Origin of the sequence: Escherichia sp. GZ89, assembly GCF_019366485.1 — a bacterium.
GTDB lineage: Bacteria > Pseudomonadota > Gammaproteobacteria > Enterobacterales > Enterobacteriaceae > Escherichia > Escherichia fergusonii.
The window spans coordinates 1-534 of the sequence record NZ_JAEOHX010000073.1 but is presented as its reverse complement, the minus strand read 5'-3'; the positions used below and the strand labels follow the sequence as shown (position 1 = coordinate 534).

The 534-nt window shown below is 54.1% G+C and carries 2 protein-coding genes; both read left to right on the top strand.

The window, feature by feature from the left end:
* Positions 1 to 117 (top strand): Ail/Lom family outer membrane beta-barrel protein (locus tag K0335_RS22275; RefSeq protein WP_000518576.1); only part of this gene is annotated, 117 nt, incomplete at its 5' end.
* A 64-nt stretch (positions 118 to 181) separates the two neighbouring features.
* Positions 182 to 534 (top strand): prophage tail fiber N-terminal domain-containing protein (locus tag K0335_RS22270; protein WP_000279176.1); only part of this gene is annotated, 353 nt, incomplete at its 3' end.

The following is a 534-nucleotide window of genomic DNA, read 5'->3' as shown; positions in this document are numbered from 1 at the left end:
GCTGGCGTGCAGTTTAACCCGACCGAATCCGTGGCCATTGATATTGCTTATGAAGGCTCCGGCAGTGGTGACTGGCGCACTGACGGTTTCATCGTGGGTGTCGGTTATAAATTCTGATTAGCCAGGTAACACAGTGTTATGACAGCCCGCCGGTTCAGGCGGGCTTTTTTGTGGGGTGAATATGGCAGTAAAGATTTCAGGTGTACTGAAAGACGGCACAGGGAAACCGGTACAGAACTGCACCATTCAGCTGAAGGCAAAACGTAACAGTACCACGGTCGTGGTGAACACGCTGGCCTCAGAAAATCCGGATGAAGCCGGGCGTTACAGCATGGACGTTGAGTACGGTCAGTACAGCGTTATTCTGATGGTGGAAGGATTCCCGCCGTCACATGCCGGGACCATCACCGTGTATGAGGATTCAAAGCCGGGGACGCTGAATGATTTTCTCGGTGCCATGACGGAGGATGATGCCCGTCCGGAGGCACTGCGCCGTTTTGAACTGATGGTGGAAGAGGTGGCGCGTAACGCGTC